Source organism: Leclercia sp. LSNIH1, from assembly GCF_002902985.1.
GTDB lineage: Bacteria > Pseudomonadota > Gammaproteobacteria > Enterobacterales > Enterobacteriaceae > Enterobacter.
This window is the reverse complement of the sequence record NZ_CP026167.1, coordinates 2,101,805-2,118,482: the sequence shown is the minus strand read 5'-3', so window position 1 is coordinate 2,118,482 and position 16,678 is coordinate 2,101,805. Positions and strand designations below refer to the sequence as shown.

Sequence of the window (16,678 nt, the reverse complement as noted above, 5' to 3'; positions counted from 1 at the left end):
TTGTTCCTTTCCCTTTGTATCATTTTCCCTTTTGCATTAAACCCCAGGAGTCGTTATGGATATCATCTCTGTTGCCTTAAAGCGTCACTCAACGAAGGCCTTTGATCCGAGTAAAAAACTGACTGCCGACCAGGCGGAACAGATTAAAACCCTGCTGCAGTACAGCCCGTCGAGTACCAACTCGCAGCCGTGGCACTTTATCGTCGCCAGCACCGAAGAAGGCAAAGCGCGCGTGGCGAAATCCGCAGCCGGTGGCTTTGTCTTCAACGAACGCAAAATGCTGGATGCCTCTCACGTGGTGGTGTTCTGCGCCAAAACCGCGATGGACGATGCCTGGCTGAACCGCGTGGTGGATCAGGAAGAGGCCGATGGCCGTTTCGCCACCCCGGAAGCGAAAGCCGCTAACCACAAGGGCCGCACCTTCTTCGCCGATATGCACCGTGTCGATCTGAAAGATGACCACCAGTGGATGGCAAAACAGGTTTACCTGAACGTCGGCAACTTCCTGCTGGGCGTGGCCGCAATGGGTCTGGACGCGGTGCCAATTGAAGGTTTCGACGCCGCCATCCTCGACGAAGAGTTTGGTCTGAAAGAGAAAGGCTTCACCAGCCTGGTGGTCGTGCCGGTCGGGCATCACAGCGTGGAAGATTTCAACGCCACGCTGCCGAAATCGCGTCTGCCGCTGAGCACGATTGTGACTGAGTGCTAATGACTACTGGCACGCTGGGTTCCGGCGTGCCTGTTTTCAATAGAGCGTAATCTGCGGATGCTTAACGCCGCACACCAACGCATAACGCGTTAAGGTATCCAGACTCGCCCGGGTAATATTGGCTTCCATTCGGGAGACGGTTGGCGCGCTGACCCCCATGCGCTCCGCCACCTGAGCACGCGTCAGTCCCGCCTGTTTGCGCCACTGTGCCAGCATCTCCTGCAGCCGCGCCTTACGCTCTTCGGCGTCAAAGGCAGCCTGCACATCTGAATCGCTTAACAGCTCCGCTCTTAACGTATCCCAGTCAATGATCTTCTTGCTCATCCAACATCTCCTGTTGTCTTTTCAGTGCCAGACGGATTTCAGCAGAAGGCGTTTTCTTCATCTTCTTGATAAATACACGCAACAGATAAATTGTTTTTTCCCGCTGATACACATAGATCCCGCGACTATGAATCAGACCGACGGTTCTTATTTCAAACAAACCATGGGGTAATGGCTTGCTGTCGGGCTCCCGAAGTGCCGTTGGGTTAGCACGCAATTTATCAAGCTGACGAATCAGCTTCGCCTGTACGCCTGCAGGCAACGAGAGGATCTCTTCTCTGACTGCCTGATGAACGATAAGTCTGAACACGATTTTTCATCCCTGAAGATATTAGCATGTAAGGCAATTTGCATTAAAGGCTAATTTTGCCTTTCGTGATTTACCTTACCCCCTTTATCCAGGTCAGACCGGAGTGACTTCTATTCCCTGAAAGCCCCTCGCAGAAATTATTTCTGTGCAGCCAGCCACGCCATTGCCCTCTCTCCCGCCTCATCCACCGGCAGATAGACCAGCAGCCGCGAGCCGTTGCGCGGAGCAGAGTACCAGTACATCTGCTGGAGATGAAAATCGCCCAGTTCGGGATGGGTAAAGAGCTTGAGCTGGTTTTCCACGCCGCGCACGTCGTTGCGCTGGTGCCACAGGGTTTCAAACTCTTCAGATACTGCAAAGAAGCGTGCCAGTTTGGCCTCCCACTGCGGGTCGCCCCGGTGCTCGGCCATCGCCGCGCGAAAATAGGAGACAAAAATGGGCAACACGTCATCACGCTTGCCCAGCCGGGCGCGCCACGCGGGATGGGTGAGGAAGAGATAGATACAGTTGCGATCTTCCGGCGGAATGGCGTTAAAGTCGACGCCCATCAGGTGGCCGAAGCTGTCATTCCACGCCACGATATCGAAATTCGGTTTCTGGATGCTGGCGGGTTTTGGCATCAGGGTATCGAGCAGACGGCGGGTGCCTTCGCTGATCCCCTCACAGCAGACCGCCTGCGGCGCTTCGCCCGGCGGCAGGCCGGCCAGCAGAAAGAGGTGGCGGGCTTCGGTCGGGGTACATTGCAGCGCTTTCGCTACCGCCGCCATCACCGCGCTGGACGGATTCACATTCCTGCCCTGCTCGAGCCAGGTGTACCAGGTGACGCCCACATCCGCCAGCATGGCCACCTCTTCACGCCGCAGGCCCGGCGTGCGGCGGCGACCGCTGCGCGGCAGGCCAAGACGCTGCGGATCGAGGCTTTCGCGTCGGGCGCGTAGAAAAGCCCCCAACTGTTTTCGGGTGTCATCCTGCAGTGCGGTGACCGGTTCAGACATCAGCGCCATAGTGCCCCCTGCATGGTAGTGCCAATACCAGTATAAGCAAGAACTGGTACCCGTTTATCAGATGGTTGATGCTACGACGCTACGCTGTTTGACGCAATGGAGTCACCATGAATAGGTCAGTTGTTTCACCGGGCCGGGCAGGCCTGATATTGCTGTTAACCGGCCAGATGCTGCCGCTGATCGATACCTCGATCACCAACGTGGCGCTGGATTCCATCACCCACTCGCTGCATGCCACCGCCACCGAGCTGGAGCTGATTGTGGCGCTCTACGGGGTGGCCTTCGCCGTCTGTCTGGCGCTCGGGAGCAAGCTGGGGGATAACCTCGGGCGCCGCCGTCTGTTTATGTGGGGCGTGGCGAGCTTCGGCCTGGCCTCATTGCTGTGCGGGATGGCGGGCAATATCGAGCAACTGCTGGCCGCGCGCATCGTGCAGGGCGCGGGCGCAGCGCTGATCGTGCCGCAAATTCTTGCCACCCTTCACGTGACCCTGAAAGGCACCGCCCACGCCAGAGCCATCAGCCTGTTTGGCGGCATCGGCGGGATCGCCTTTATTGTCGGGCAGATGGGCGGCGGCTGGCTGGTGTCGGCGGATATCGCCGGGCTGGGCTGGCGCAACGCCTTCTTTATCAACGTGCCGATCTGCCTGTTGGTGCTGGCCCTGAGCCGCCGTTTTGTTCCGCAAACCCGTCGCGATACGCCGTCGCGCATCGACTGGCCGGGTACTGCGCTGCTGGCCGCGATCCTCTGTTGCCTGCTGTTCCCGATGGCGCTGGGGCCCCAGTGGCACTGGTCGTGGCCGCTGAAGGCGATGCTGGTCGCTATTGTCCCTCTGGCCTGGTTGATGGCGCTGAACGCGCGTAAAAAAGAGCGCGAAGGGGCCCACCCGCTGATCCCGCCACGCTTAATGCAGCTCGGCAGCATCCGCTTTGGCGTGCTGATTGCGCTGCTCTTTTTCAGCGTCTGGTCCGGGTTTATGTTCTGCATGGCGCTGACCATGCAGACCGGTCTGGGGATGGCGCCGTGGCAGTCCGGCAACAGCTTTATCGCCCTGGGCGTGACCTATTTTGTCTCGGCGTGGTTTGCCCCGCGCCTGATTGCCCGCTACAGCACCAGCACCCTTCTGCTTACCGGCCTGGCAATCCAGATAACCGGCCTGCTGGCGCTGATCGCCGCCTTCCGCATCTGGGGACTGGAGAACACCGCCCTGACCCTCGCCCCGGCCACCGGGCTGGTGGGCTACGGCCAGGCGCTGATTGTGAACAGTTTCTACCGTATCGGCATGCGCGATATTCAGCCCGATGACGCCGGGGCCGCCAGCGCCATTCTCAGCACCCTGCAACAGGCGGCGCTCGGCCTGGGGCCTGCAATATTTGGCGCGATTTTGCTCCACGCCCTGCAAAACCATCACGGGGATTACGCGGAGGCGATTAACCTCTTCCTGGCGGTAGAAACAGGCATGATGGTGGTGCTGGCGCTGGCGACCCTGCGGCTGCGCCATCGTCTTAGCCTGCCGGTCACGAAAGCCTGCCACGCGTCCCGATAAGCCCCTGGGTTTGCATAATCGATCCGCAGCCGCCATTATGGCGGCTGCTTTAATACAGGAGATGTTATGCAGGAGTTTATTTCCCTGGTCGAAGAGTCAGGAATTGAAATTAATCACACCACTTCCCTCGTGATTATCTTTGGAATTATTTTTCTTACTTCGCTGATTATTCACTTTATTCTGCACAAAGTGGTATTGCGGGCCTTCGAGAAACGGGCCCGGGCCAGCAGCCATTTATGGCTGCAGATCATCACCCAGAATAAATTATTTCACCGCCTGGCCTTTACCCTGCAGGGGATCATCGTCAACGTTCAGGCGGTATTGTGGCTGCAAAAAGGCAGCGATGCGGCAGAGATATTAACCACCTGCGCGAAGCTGTGGGTGATGATTTACGCCCTGCTGGCGTTCTTCTCGCTGGTGGACGTGATATTCAACCTGTCGCAAAAAATGGCGACCGCCTCCCAGCTGCCGCTGAAAGGCATCTTCCAGGGGATCAAGCTGGTGAGCGCCATTCTGGTGGGGATCCTGATTATCTCTCTGCTGATCGGTCAGTCTCCCGCCATTCTGATTAGCGGCCTGGGCGCGATGGCAGCCGTATTAATGCTGGTGTTTAAAGATCCCATTCTCGGGCTGGTGGCGGGTATTCAGCTCTCGGCCAACGATATGCTCAAGCTCGGCGACTGGCTGGAGATGCCGAAATATGGCGCGAACGGCACGGTGACCGATATCGGCCTGACCACCGTCAAGGTGCGCAATTTTGATAACACGATTACGACCATCCCGACCTGGGCGCTGGTCTCCGACGCTTTTATCAACTGGAGCGGCATGTCAGCCTCCGGCGGACGACGGATTAAGCGCAGCCTGAATATTGATACCACCAGCATTCATTTTCTCGACGAACAGGAACAGCAGCGGCTGATTCAGGCGAAGCTGCTCAAGCCCTATATGGCCACGCGCCATGAGGAAATCACCCTGTGGAATCAGCAAAACGGGGAAGGCGAATCGGTGCTGAACCTGCGTAAGATGACCAATATTGGTACCTTCCGCGCCTATCTGAATGAATATCTGCGCAACCATCCGCGTATTCGCCAGGATATGACCCTGATGGTGCGCCAGTTAGCCCCCGACGCCAACGGCCTGCCGATTGAAATCTATGCCTTCACCAACACCGTCATCTGGGCGGAATATGAGGCGATTCAGGCCGATATTTTCGACCATATTTTTGCGGTGATCGATGAATTTGGCCTGCGTATTCACCAGTCGCCCACCGGGAACGATATTCGCTCCCTGGCCGGCGTGCTGGCGAAATAATCAGGTACTGGCGCGGGAAATAAAGCGCCAGTTCATCATCACCCGCTCCGTGGGCGCATCGGGGTTGTCGATTTTGTTCAGCAGCAGATCGACCGCCTTGCGCCCGATATCCCGCGATGGCTGTTCAATGGTGGTCAGCGAGACCATCTCCGACAGCTCGGTGCCATCGAAACCCACCACCGCGATATCTTCCGGCACGCGCAGCCCGGCCTTTTCGATAGCGCGTAACGCTCCCGCGGCCAGGGTATCGGAGACCGCAAATACCGCATCCGGGCGCGGCTCTGTTGCCAGCAGTTTGCTCATCGCCGTCATCCCGGCCGCCGCGCTCAGATCGCTCGCATACTCTACCGCCTGATACGCCAGATCGCGCAGATGCAGCACGCTTTTATAGCCCCGCTCGCGCAGGCGGGCATATTTGTAGCTCAGATCGTGGTTGATAAGCGCAATCCGCTGTCGCCCGCCGTCGGCCAGACGGCTGACCACATGCTGGGAGGCGTCGACATCGTTGATCCCCACACAGGAGACCGCACCCGCATCGGCGTATTCGGCGCACTGTACCCAGGGGGCATCGCCGATGAGTGCCGCCAGTTCGGGGAGGCGGGTGAAGGCATCCATCGTGATAATGCCGTCGACCATTTTGCCGGAGAGCAGGCTGAGCCCCGAGCGGGAGCGTTCAATATCGGAGCCGGAGTTGCACAGCAGAATGCGGTAGCCGTTTTTCTCCGCCTGCTCCTCAATGCCCTTCACCACCTCGGCGCAGAACGGGTTGGCAATGTTGGAAACCATCACCAGCACCATATAGCTGCGCGCCGTGCGCAGCTGGCGGGCCAGAAGATTGGGCTGATAGTTCGCCTCTTTAATCGCCTGCAAGACGCGATCGCGGTTTTTGGCTTTGACGGTATCGCTGTTATTCAGCACGCGCGATACCGTCGCCACCGAGACGCCCGCCAGTTGGGCGATTTTCTGAATTGACATAGCGACGAGTGATCCTGCGGTTTGCGTTTGCAGCAGGCTACCATAAATGGGCTGCCCGGCGCACCGGGCAACGTGTTACTGCGCGACTGCGACCCAGCGCTGCTGCTGATGGCTTTTGACTATCGCATCAATGATATACATGACGCTCGCTCCGTCATGGAAGGTGGCGAACACCGGCTTCTCCGGCATCCTGCCCGTCTGTACTGCCTGATAAAAGTGCGCCATCATATTTTTAAAGGCGTCCGGCCAGCCTTCGATATGGCCGCCCGGGAAGTGGGCGCTGTCGGCCACGTCGCGGTTCATCAGACCCGGATCGTCCGTCAGTACCTGATTGGCCCGGGCGCGATGCCCTACCCATAGCTGCTGGGGCACCTCCTGATCCCAGGCCACGGAGCCCTCGCTGCCGTTCACCTCCAGGCTGAGGCGATTTTTACGTCCGGCACTCACCTGCGAGACGGTAAAGCTGCCCTTACTGCCATCGTCGAAGCGGAACAGCACCGAGCCGAAATCCTCGGTGGTGACGGGTTTGTCTTCATATACCGCCTCGCCCGCCTGGCTGAAGGTCTGATTCCCGGCCAGATTCGCCTTGCGGGTCGGCCAGACGATGGAGAGGTCGGCCATCACGTCGGTGATGCGCCGTCCGGTCAGAAACTGAATGGTGTCGCACCAGTGAGAACCGATATCGGCCACCGCCCGCGATGCGCCCCCGAGCGCCGCATCAACTCGCCAGTTGTAATCGGTTTCCAGCAGCATCCAGTCCTGCAGATAGCTGCCGTGGGCGGCAAAGAGCCGTCCGAGGGAGCCCTGCGCCACCATGCTCGCCGCCTGGCGCACCATCGCAAACTGACGGTAGACAAAGCTCACGCCGTGTATCACCCCCGCCTGTTCCGCCAGCGTGACCAGCTCCCGCGCCTCGTCTGGGGTCATGCACAGCGGCTTTTCGGAGAAAACATGTTTACCGGCACGCAGGATCTGGCGGTTGATCGCCGCATGCAGATGGTTAGGGGTGCAGTTGTGCACCACGTGCAGCTCCGGGTGCGCCAGCAGTGCATCCACGCTGCCGTAGGCGTGAGGAATGTTCAGCGCCCGGGCTTTCTCTTGCGCCTGTTCCAGCGAGCCATCGCAGAGGGCGACCACCTGCACATACCCCAGGCGGCGCAGGGCTTCGATATGCGCCGGGCCGATAAAGCCGCTGCCGATAATGCCGACGTTAATCATGAAGTTCTCCTGCGGCGAAATCGTCGAACGCCCGATCGGATACAGGAATAATGTGGCGGGAGATAAACTCGCGCCCTTCCCGCGCCCCGGTTTCGCCATCTTTCAGGCAGCACTCCCACTCCAGCACCGCCCAGCCGTCGTAGTCGTACTGGGTCAGCTTGCTGAAGATGCCCTTAAAGTCGATCTGCCCGTCCCCCGGCGACCGGAAGCGTCCGGCGCGGTTGATCCAGCTCTGATAGCCGCCATACACCCCGCTGCGCCCGTTGGGACGGAATTCGGCATCCTTAACGTGAAACGCCTTGATGCGGGTGTGGTAGTGATCGATCCAGGTCAGATAATCGATCTGCTGCAACAGCAGGTGGCTTGGGTCGTAAAGCATGTTACAGCGCGGGTGGTTGTCTACCAGCGCCAGAAAACGCTCGAAGGTGACGCCGTCGTGCAGATCTTCTCCGGGATGAATTTCATAGCAGACGTTAACCCCCTGCTCATCGAACGCATCCAGAATGGGTCGCCAGCGGCGGGCCAGCTCGTTGAACGCCTCCGCAAAACGCGTCTCGTTATGTGGCGGCCAGGGATAGATAAACGGCCAGGCCAGCGATCCTGAGAAGGTGGCGTGGGCGGTTAAACCGAGCCGTGCCGAGGCGACCGCCGCCTTTTTCACGATATCGGTCGCCCAGGCCTGGCGGGCGCTGGCGTTACCGCGCACCGCCGGAGGAGCGAAGTTATCGAACGCCTCGTCGTAGACCGGATTGACCGCAATAAGCTGCCCCTCCAGATGAGTGGAGAGCTCGCTGATGACCAGCCCCTTCTCCGCCAGCCTGCCGCCTATCTCGTCGCAGTAGGTCTGGCTCTCTGCCGCCTGCTCGACGTCAAAAATCGCTTTATGGTTGCAGGGCATTTGCAGCGCTTTGTAGCCCTTTTCCGCCGCCCAACCGGCCAGCCCGTCGAGGGTGTTGAACGGGGGTTGTGCCCCGATAAACTGCGACAGAAAAATACCCGGGCCTTTAATCGTCCTCATACCACCTCCAGAAATTACGCCTTGTCATCGTCATATTTGAACGAGACAAGGAAAACGAGTGCAATCACAGCAGCAGCCACCGCCGGGATCCACCAGAATGTTACCCACGCCTGTGGCACGGCCTGCCCCGCCACCAGGCGGTTGTAGAGCGCGCCGGAAATCTGCGAGCCCAGCAGCATGCCGATACCGTAAGTGAACATCACGATCATGCTCTGCGCCTGGCCTTTGACCTTTTCGCCCGCCACGCGGTCGGTATAGATAAAGCCCACCACAAAGAAGAAGTCATAGCAGACGCCATGCAGCAGGATGCCGAGATAGAGCAGGATGCGCCCCTCTTCACTTACCCCCAGAGCAAACATCGCGTAGCGGACAAACCACGCCAGCATGCCGATCAGCAGCATGTATTTAACGCCCAGACGGCGGAACAGCAGCGGGATCACCAGCATAAAGAAGATTTCGGACATCTGGCCGAAGGACATGGCGGTACTGACATCCGCGATCCCGGCATCCGCCAGGTAAGAGGCGGTATAAGCGTAGTAGGTGCCGAGCGGGACGGAGATCAGCATCGCGCACAGGCAGAAGATAAAGAAGTGACGGGTTTTCAGCAGGGCGAAGGCGTCGGCGCAGAAGAGATCGCGCACCTTCACCGGCATCCCTTTGGCCGGGGCAGGCGTGTGCGGCAGCGTCAGGCTGTAGAGCGCCAGCAGGACGGAGCTGGCCGCCGCCACGTGGAAGATGGTGATGCTTGCGGCCACGCCGGTAACGCCGATAAAGATCCCCGCGACAATCCAGCCGATGGTGCCAAATACGCGGACCACCGGGAAGGTTTTGTCGACGTTCGCCAGGCTGTGGAAAGCGATATTATTGGTCAGCGCCAGGGTCGGCATATAGCAAAGCGTGTAGCCAAACAGCAAGCCGATCAGCAGCGCGCCGTTCTCCGCGATCAGCGCCCCCGGCACGAACCACAGGATCGCCGCCCCGGCCAGGTGCATCACCGCCATCACCTTCTGCGAGGCGAAGAAGCGGTCCACCAGCATTCCGAGCACAAACGGCGATAAAATAGAGGCGATCGGCCCGGCGGAGAAGGCGTCGCCAATCAGCAATGACATGTTGTGCTGGGTCATCACCAGACCGAGCGTTACCGACCAGCTACCCCAGATAAAAAATTGCAGGAACATCATCAGGGAGAGGCGCGGTACCAGCAGCCGGTACTCCCCTGTCACCTTTCCACTACTTTCAGTTGTCGACACCATGATAAGCCCCACCCGTAAAAAGTAATCGATTACAAATCGCATCAAGTGAAAAGTAATCGATTACAAAAAAAAGATCCTGGGGATCGGTTAAGAAGTGCGAGAGGGGTCACGATAAAGGTGAAGTGGGGTGTGCGGGGGTGCCGGGTGGCGGCTTCGCCTTACCCGGCCTACGGTTTTTATGGAGGCTGGGCAGTTGCAGGTATAGCCTTTTGGCTATATTGTTTTATAGCCAGAAGGCTATAAGGAAATCACTATGTGGGAAGTCGAAACAACGGATATGTTTGACGAATGGTTTCACCATCAGAAACAAGACCTGAAAGAAGATGTCCTGGCAGCGTTGCATATTCTTTCTGAGTATGGCCCTCAACTGGGGCGACCATGGGTTGATACCGTTAAGGCATCGCAATACACCAATATGAAAGAGCTACGCATTCAGCATGCAGGCGATCCGATTCGCGCTTTTTTTGCCTTTGATCCCGGGCGTCAGGCCATTATTTTATGCGCTGGCAACAAGACAGGCGCGGGTGATAAGCGTTTCTATAAACGTATGATTAACATAGCTGACGCTGAGTTCAGCAAATATCTGGCGAGTAAGGAGGCCAAATGGCAACGTTAAAAGAACTGATGGCCCAGCAGAGTGAAGAAAGCCAGGAGCGGATAGCCGCTAAGGTTGAAGAATTACGCATTATTGTTGCGCTCAACCAACTGCGTGAAGAGCTCAATATGTCGCAAACAGAGCTTGCCGCCGCGATGGGCGTTAAACAACCTACTGTTGCGAAAATAGAGCAGCCGGATAATGATCCACGCCTTTCTACCCTGAAACGCTACGTTACAGCTTTAGGTGGCGAAGTGAGTATTGATGTCATACTGCCTACCGGCAAGCGGGTCGCATTCCACATTTGATTATTTCTGCCCGGCAAGCGCAGCGCCGCCGGGCAGAAACCGCACTACTTTTTGCGGGAGAGTTTAAACGCCGCAAACAGGAAGACAATCCACACCGGGAGCAGGATCGCCGAGGTGCGCATGCCATCCATGGTGCACATCAGCACCAGGATCATCGCCAGGAAAGCGATACAGAGGTAGTTACCCGCCGGGTAGAGCAGCGCTTTGAACTGCGTCTCGCGCCCTTTGCGGCGCATCGCCGCGCGAAAACGCAGGTGGGCAAGACAGATCATGATCCAGTTCAGCAGCAGCGTTGCCACCACCAGCGCCATCAGCAGGCCAAAGGCTTCGTGCGGCAGCAGATAGTTGATCAGCACCACCAGGGAGGTAATGCCCCCGGAGAGCAGCAGCGAGTTAACCGGCACGCCTCGACGGCTGACGCGGGTTAAAAATTTCGGGGCGTTGCCCTGCACGGAGAGGCCAAACAGCATCCGGCTGTTGGAGTAAACGCCGCTGTTATAGACCGACAGCGAGGCCACCAGAATCACGAAGTTAAGTGCCGATGCCACCAGGTTGCTGTTCAGATCGTGGAAAATCATCACGAACGGGCTGCTGTCCGACTTCACCTCCACCCACGGGTAGAGCGCCAGCAGGACGACCAGCGAGCCAATATAGAACAGCAAAATACGGTAGACCACCTGGTTGACCGCTTTCGGGATGCTCTTGTGCGGATCGCGGGCTTCGGCGGCGGTAATGCCGATAAGCTCCAGTCCGCCAAAGGAGAACATGATCACCGCCAGGGACAGTATCAGTCCTTTCCAGCCGGTGGCGAGGAAGCCGCCGTGCTGCCACAGGTTGTCGATAGTCGCCCGCTCGCCGCCGTGCCCGGAGAAGAGCATCCACAGACCAAAGCCGATCATGCCGATAATCGCCAGCACCTTGATCAGGGCAAACCAGAACTCCGTCTCACCGTACAGGCGCACATTCACGAGGTTGACGGCGTTAATGATGATGAAGAACGCCGCGGCCCAGACCCAGGTGGGTATGTCCGGGAGCCAGTACTGCATATAGATGCCCGCGGCGGTCAGCTCCGCCATGCCCACCAGCACGAACATCACCCAGTAGTTCCAGCCCGACAGGAAGCCCGCAAAAGGGCCCCAGTATTTGTAGGCGAAATGGGCAAAGGAGCCGGAGACCGGCTCTTCAACCACCATCTCACCGAGCTGGCGCATGATCAGAAAGGCGATCATGCCTGCAATGGCATAGCCCAGCAGCACGGCGGGGCCGGCCATCTGAATCGCGGGCCCGATACCGAGGAACAGTCCGGTGCCGATAGCGCCACCGAGAGCGATAAGTTGAATATGTCGATTTTGTAAACCACGATGGAGCGTCGGTGTCTGTTCCGACGCGGCTTCAGCAGCACTTTTGTCTGAAGCGGATGAGGCGTTTCTCACGGCCTGGCCCTGTCTCTTTTTGAGGAAGGGGCACCTTTTAACACTTCAGGCAGACGGGAGCAAGTTAAACGCCGGGCAACGGCTGCTGCCCGGCGGGAGGGGATCACGAACCGATCAGGCCGCCGTCCGCTTTGGTGATGACGACCGTTGACGCCCGGGGACGTCCGTTCGGGTTGTTGTCCGGCCAGTTGGAGACGGCGCGCGGGTTTGCCGGGTCGGTAATGTCGTCCCCGCCCTCACCCGGATGCTGAATATTGATAAACAGCGTGCGGTTATCCGGCGTGAAGGCGATGCCGGTAATTTCGCAGCCGCGCGGGCCCGTCAGGAAGCGGCGATACTCGTTGGTGCCCGGAATGGTCGCCACCATCTGGTTATTGCCCATCCCCTCGTAGGCTTTCTTGTTAATGGTGCTGGAGGAGACGTCAGTCTGGATCCAGAGCACGCCCTGATGGTCAAACGACAGGCCGTCCGGGCTGCCGAATTCGGCCCCCTTCATGCTGCCCTTCGCCTTTTCATCCGTCGTCTCCGTGCGTCCGGCCAGCACCAGAATATCCCATTTGAAACGCAGGGCCGCGGGATCGCTCCCCTCTTCGAGCCAGTGCATGATGTGACCGAAGGTGTTATTGGCCCGCGGGTTGGCCGCGTCCACCGGCGCTTTGCCCTCTTTACCGCGATCGCTGTTATTGGTCAGGGTGCAGTAGACGCTGCCGCTGCTGTGGGGATCGACCGCGATCCACTCCGGCCTGTCCATTTTGGTCGCGCCCACCGCGTCGGCCGCCAGACGGGTTTTGATCAGCAGATCGCCCTGGCTTTCGAAGCCTTTGCTCTTATCCAGCCCGTTCTGGCCGAAAACCAGCGGCAGCCATTCGCCGGAGCCGTCGTCGTTGAAGCGGGCGACGTAGAGCGTGCCGGTGGTCAGTAGCTGCATGTTGGCGTCGCGATCCGCCGGGTTATATTTATTGTCGGAGACAAATTTGTAGATGTACTCAAACTTCTGGTCGTCGCCCATGTAGGTGACTACGCGCTTATCGGCGGCCAGGGTGACCGCGGCGCCTTCATGTTTGAAGCGCCCCAGCGCGGTGTGCTTGCGCGGCGTCGAATCCGGGTTATAAGGGTCGATCTCGACCACCCAGCCAAAGCGGTTCGGCTCGTTCGGGGTTTTATCCACGTTGAAGCGGTCGTCCACTTCGCTCCAGCGGTAGGACTCATCGCTGTCGCTGATGCCGTAGCGCTTCTCCAGCGCGTTCCGCTCGCCTTTCTTAACAAAAATATCTGACCAGTTCTCTTCGCAGGTGAGATAAGTTCCCCACGGCGTGTGGCCGTTGGCGCAGTTCTGCATGGTACCGAGCACCCGCTCGCCCTGCGGATCGGCGGCGGTTTTCATTAACTCCTGCTGACGCGCCGGGCCGGTGATCTGCATCGGGGTGTTGACCGTGATGCGGCGGGCGAAGCTGGAAGGACGCACCACTTCCCAGTCACTGCCGTTCTTTTTCACTTCGATAACCGACACGCCCATCGCGTTCTGGCCTTTACGCGCTTTGTCCAGGCTCCAGTTGGCGGTGCCGTCGGTAAAGAGCATGCCGTTGTCGATATACTCATGGTTCATCGCCAGCAGGCCGTGGCCGGGATTCTCCTCCCCCTGCGGCAGGCTAAACCACGCCATACCGTCATGGTGCATGCCCGCCTGGGCCGCCTGCTCGTCGGTGGTGTTACTGGCGTCAAATTTGAACGCCGGCATGGCACCCTTGATGCCGGTGGCGTCGCCCCAGCGGTAGAAAGGCCGGGCGATGTAGCCCTCCGGCACCCTCACCGTGTCGTCGGTGGAGACCGGAATGCTGGTAAAGCCGAGCGAAACCGCCTTGCTCAGAGCGGAAGGCTGTGAAACCGCCGCAAGGGCGCTTTCAGGCTTGAGCAGGAACGGGAAAGAGGCGGCGGCACCGGCTACGGCGCCCATCTGCAAGAAGCGACGGCGGGAGAGGAACATCTCCGCCACGCTGGAAAATACCGGGTTAGCGCTGGGATTGCTGACATCGTCACGATGTTCTTTTTTGAATACGGACTTAAGAGGTTTACCCACAATGGCTTCCTTTCTTTTGGCTAAGAAACGATAAAGTGGGAACACTATAAGAACAATTGATTACATTTTTATAACAGTCGGACAGTGGGGCATCCCTGCCCCACTAATAAAGAACGAACTCAGAATTCGTAGCCGACAGAGACCTTAAAGGTGCGCGGCTCACCCTGGAAGAGGTAGGTGCCGCTGTCATCCACGCTTGCCCAATAGTTCTCATCGGTGACGTTTTCGATCCCGGCGCGAACGGTCATCTGGTTCTGGTCATTGTTCACCGCGAAGCGGTAACGCACACCCAGATCCAGCGTGGTGTAGCTATCCAGCTTCTTGCTGTTGGCGAGATCCGCATACTGTGAGCCAGAGTGGTTCACCCGGGCGGTGGCGGTCAGGCCATCGACGGGTTTGATGTCATACTCGGCCCCCAGCACGCCGTAGAAGTTCGGCACGCCAATCGCGTCGTTGCCCTGGTTTACGCCGTTGTTGGTTTTGGTCAGCTCCGCCTGCAGCCAGGTGGCGCTGGCGTTCAGACGCAGGCCCAGCATCGGCTCGCCAAAGATGTTCAGCTCCACACCGCGGTTACGCTGTTCGGCATCCAGACCGTAGTATTTGGTCTGGCTGTCGAGAATGGCGGACGGCATTTTGATCTCAAACAACGCCAGCGAGCCGCCAACGCGACCGAAATCGGCCTTCACACCCACTTCGTTCTGTTTCGAGTGGACGATACCGGTGCTCTGACCGTAGTTGATGGCGGTGTTTGACGCGGTTTTACCCGGCTGCAGCGCCTCGGTGTGGTTGGCATAGAGCGAGACCGTCTCCCACGGCTTATAGACCACGCCGTAGGTAGGCATCCAGCGGTCGCCATCGAAGCTGTCAGCCGCATTTTCCATCCCGGTGATTTTGTTATAGCCGCGGATCACCACCTTCTGATGACGGGCCCCGACGGTAAACAGCAGTTTATCGTCCAGCACGCCGAGGGTGTCGCTCAGCAGCCAGCCCTGAGTGCGGGTGCGGCCGCTGGTCAGCGGATCGCTGTAGTTGCCGCCTGAGCCGTTGAAGTTGGTGCTCGGCGGCGCATCCACGCCGGTGTTGTGGTAGATGTTGGTGACCGGGTTATCTTTCGCGGCGGACATCTTCCAGGCGATTTTTTCGTTTTTGGTCATCGCCGAGTAGCCGACGTTCACCTTGTGCGACACAAAGCCGGTATCGAAGTTACCGCGAATGCCCGCCATGCCGCTCACGCTGTCGCTGAGGCGGTTGGTATCCAGGCGGGTTGCGGTGGCTTTACCGCTCCTGTCCACCAGCTTCGCACCGCTGTAAAGCCCCTCTTCATGGGCGTGCTGTGCCCCCAGACCGGTATAGGCGGTCCAGTTATCGGTGATGTCATACTCGCTGCGCCACATGCCGAATTCGTTTTCGATATTGCTGTAGGCCCACTTCTGGGAGTAGTTACGATCGTTTTTCGGCGGCTCCGGCACGAAATTCACGCCGGAGACGTTGACCCCGGTCTCCGAGCCGTGGAAGGTTTTTTTCTGATAACCCAGATCCACGGAACTGCGGAAGTTATCGCCCGCATAGTCGAGGCCGGTGGAGAGCAGCGTGGTGCGGCGGCGGTCGTTGGCGACCGGGGCTTCCCCTTCCCGGTGGACCACGTTGACGCGGGCACCAAACTGGTCGTTGTCACCGAAGCGACGTCCGGCATCCAGGGTAGTACCAATCTGAGAATCGGAGGTGTAGTCCACGCCCACTTTCGCCTGCGGCGTGGCGCCTGCATGTTTCGGCTCAAGGTTGATCATCCCGCCCACGCCGGAGCTGGCCGCACCGTTCATCAGGGAGTTGGCCCCTTTAAAGATCTCTATCCGCTCTACCATCTGCGCGTCCACCACCTGACGCGGCAGCACGCCGGAGAGTCCGCCGAAGGTCATATCATCCCCGTCGAACTTCAGGCCGCGAATGCGGTAGCTCTCCGCGCTGTTGCCGTAGCCCTGCACGGACTGGACGCCCGCATCGTTAGCCACCACGTCGGCTATGGTGCGCGCCTGCTGATCTTCCACCAGCTTCGAGGTGTAGCTGATGATGTTAAACGGTACGTCCATGGCATTTTGCTGCCCGAGCATCCCCATGCGCCCGCCGTTTGCCACCTGCCCGTCAAGGAAGGCCGGCACCAGCTGGTCGCCGCCGGGTTTAAAATCGCTGGGTGCGGCCTGCACCACGAGGGTCTCTTCTTTTTTGCTCTCCGCCGCGACGGCGGAATGGGCGATGGCGCCGATGGCGAGAGCCAGCAGCGTTTTGTTCATTTTTCTGGTGTTGTTCATGATTAACTCTTTCAACGTGCGCGCAAAATGACCCGTCGCCGGGCCTTCGTTGTTATAAAAAGACTATTTCAGAGCGATACGGGCCACGCTGTCGGGCTCGTCAGCCAGACAGCGTTTGACGACGCTGGTCTGCGTGGGGGCTAAAGCAGGTGTTGGGGCGGACAATTTTTGGCTCATCAGGAACATCCTTTACCGTGCAAAAGTATGAAGAGGACGCCTGCATCGCATCGGTTTGCGATTTGGATTTTGGTGTCAGGCCGTCAGGCCAGGGCAGCGTCTCCCGTTAACGCTCA

The 16,678-nt window shown here is 58.7% G+C and carries 15 protein-coding genes; 5 read left to right on the top strand and 10 right to left on the bottom strand.

The window, feature by feature from the left end:
* The first annotated feature begins 55 nt into the window (after nt 1–55).
* Nucleotides 56–709, top strand: coding sequence for an oxygen-insensitive NAD(P)H nitroreductase (gene nfsB / locus C2U54_RS10455; RefSeq protein ID WP_103178560.1), 654 nt, complete (start codon nt 56–58; stop codon nt 707–709).
* A 36-nt stretch (nt 710–745) separates the two neighbouring features.
* On the opposite strand, the gene C2U54_RS10450 is transcribed toward nfsB, so the two are convergent.
* The 3 genes from C2U54_RS10450 to C2U54_RS10440 form a co-directional block, all read right to left on the bottom strand.
* Nucleotides 746–1,033, bottom strand: coding sequence for a helix-turn-helix domain-containing protein (locus C2U54_RS10450; protein ID WP_103178559.1), 288 nt, complete (start codon nt 1,031–1,033; stop codon nt 746–748).
* Complete coding sequence (locus C2U54_RS10445; RefSeq protein ID WP_103178558.1) at nt 1,014–1,343, bottom strand: type II toxin-antitoxin system RelE/ParE family toxin; 330 nt, start codon at nt 1,341–1,343, stop codon at nt 1,014–1,016. The genes C2U54_RS10450 and C2U54_RS10445 overlap by 20 nt, the downstream gene beginning before the upstream one ends.
* 137 nt (nt 1,344–1,480) lie before the next feature.
* On the bottom strand, nt 1,481–2,347 hold the full coding sequence (locus tag C2U54_RS10440; RefSeq protein ID WP_103178557.1) for a helix-turn-helix transcriptional regulator: 867 nt from the start codon (nt 2,345–2,347) through the stop codon (nt 1,481–1,483).
* Between the two features lie 107 nt (nt 2,348–2,454).
* Here C2U54_RS10440 and C2U54_RS10435 point away from each other — a divergent pair, with 107 nt between their 5' ends.
* Both C2U54_RS10435 and C2U54_RS10430 read left to right on the top strand, forming a co-directional pair.
* A complete protein-coding gene (locus C2U54_RS10435; protein WP_103178556.1) occupies nt 2,455–3,891 on the top strand; it encodes an MFS transporter in 1,437 nt (478 codons plus the stop codon).
* 66 nt (nt 3,892–3,957) lie between these two features.
* Nucleotides 3,958–5,202 carry a mechanosensitive ion channel family protein gene (locus C2U54_RS10430; RefSeq protein WP_103178555.1) on the top strand — a complete coding sequence of 415 codons (1,245 nt, stop codon included), beginning with the start codon at nt 3,958–3,960 and terminating at the stop codon, nt 5,200–5,202.
* On the opposite strand, the gene C2U54_RS10425 is transcribed toward C2U54_RS10430, so the two are convergent.
* From C2U54_RS10425 to C2U54_RS10410, 4 genes are all read right to left on the bottom strand, one after another.
* On the bottom strand, nt 5,203–6,177 hold the full coding sequence (locus C2U54_RS10425) for a LacI family DNA-binding transcriptional regulator (protein ID WP_103178554.1): 975 nt from the start codon (nt 6,175–6,177) through the stop codon (nt 5,203–5,205).
* 75 nt (nt 6,178–6,252) lie between these two features.
* Nucleotides 6,253–7,395 carry a Gfo/Idh/MocA family protein gene (locus C2U54_RS10420; RefSeq protein ID WP_103178553.1) on the bottom strand — a complete coding sequence of 381 codons (1,143 nt, stop codon included), beginning with the start codon at nt 7,393–7,395 and terminating at the stop codon, nt 6,253–6,255.
* Entirely contained in the window at nt 7,388–8,413 is a 1,026-nt protein-coding gene (locus C2U54_RS10415; RefSeq protein ID WP_103178552.1) for a sugar phosphate isomerase/epimerase family protein, read from the bottom strand. Before C2U54_RS10415 ends, C2U54_RS10420 begins: the two co-directional genes overlap by 8 nt.
* A gap of 14 nt (nt 8,414–8,427) precedes the next feature.
* A complete protein-coding gene (locus C2U54_RS10410; protein WP_103181038.1) occupies nt 8,428–9,666 on the bottom strand; it encodes an MFS transporter in 1,239 nt (412 codons plus the stop codon).
* Between the two features lie 253 nt (nt 9,667–9,919).
* Here C2U54_RS10410 and C2U54_RS10405 point away from each other — a divergent pair, with 253 nt between their 5' ends.
* Nucleotides 9,920–10,282 carry a type II toxin-antitoxin system RelE/ParE family toxin gene (locus C2U54_RS10405; protein WP_103178551.1) on the top strand — a complete coding sequence of 121 codons (363 nt, stop codon included), beginning with the start codon at nt 9,920–9,922 and terminating at the stop codon, nt 10,280–10,282.
* Entirely contained in the window at nt 10,270–10,569 is a 300-nt protein-coding gene (locus C2U54_RS10400; RefSeq protein ID WP_103178550.1) for a helix-turn-helix domain-containing protein, read from the top strand. Before C2U54_RS10405 ends, C2U54_RS10400 begins: the two co-directional genes overlap by 13 nt.
* Before the next feature lie 44 nt (nt 10,570–10,613).
* On the opposite strand, the gene pheP is transcribed toward C2U54_RS10400, so the two are convergent.
* From pheP to C2U54_RS10385, 3 genes are all read right to left on the bottom strand, one after another.
* Nucleotides 10,614–12,002: a phenylalanine transporter gene (gene pheP / locus C2U54_RS10395; protein WP_103178549.1), complete on the bottom strand. Its 1,389-nt coding sequence runs from the start codon at nt 12,000–12,002 to the stop codon at nt 10,614–10,616.
* A 103-nt stretch (nt 12,003–12,105) separates the two neighbouring features.
* Nucleotides 12,106–14,079 (bottom strand): PhoX family protein, encoded by a 1,974-nt coding sequence (locus tag C2U54_RS10390; RefSeq protein ID WP_103178548.1) that lies wholly within the window; start codon nt 14,077–14,079, stop codon nt 12,106–12,108.
* A gap of 119 nt (nt 14,080–14,198) precedes the next feature.
* On the bottom strand, nt 14,199–16,385 hold the full coding sequence (locus C2U54_RS10385) for a TonB-dependent receptor (RefSeq protein WP_103178547.1): 2,187 nt from the start codon (nt 16,383–16,385) through the stop codon (nt 14,199–14,201).
* Between the last annotated feature and the right edge of the window lie 293 nt (nt 16,386–16,678).